Below are 414 nucleotides of genomic sequence, written 5' to 3'. Positions count from 1 at the left end.
CACAGAAGAGTTCAAACGTGAYGCGGTGCGTCAGATCACTGAGCGGGGCTATCCGGTAGCGGAGGTCTCGCAGCGGCTGGGGGTCAGCCCGCATTCGCTCTACGAGTGGAAGAAGAAGTTCGGCACATCGAACGTCAAAGACAGCGATGAGGCCGAGGAGATCAGACGGCTGAAGAAGGAACTGGCTCGCGTCACCGAGGAGCGCGACATCCTGAAAAAAGCGGCCGCGTACTTCGCCAGGGATGCAAAGTGAAGTACGCATTCATTGCCCTGCATCGCCTGCGGTTCTCGGTGCGGACGATGTGTCGGCTTCTCCATGTTCACCCGAGCGGTTTCTACGCCTGGCTGAAGAACCCGTCGAGTAAGCGGGCCAGCGAGGACAAACGACAGACCGATCTCCTGTTTCAGGCTTGA

General features: G+C 58.8%; 1 pseudogene. It reads left to right on the top strand.

Annotation, left to right across the window (positions count from 1 at the left end):
- Positions 1-414, top strand: a pseudogene (locus ASE04_RS31745) (transposase); the annotation flags it as partial.

Source organism: Rhizobium sp. Root708, from assembly GCF_001429725.1.
Classification (GTDB): Bacteria; Pseudomonadota; Alphaproteobacteria; order Rhizobiales; family Rhizobiaceae; genus Rhizobium.
This window is presented reverse-complemented; position numbering and strand designations above follow the sequence as displayed.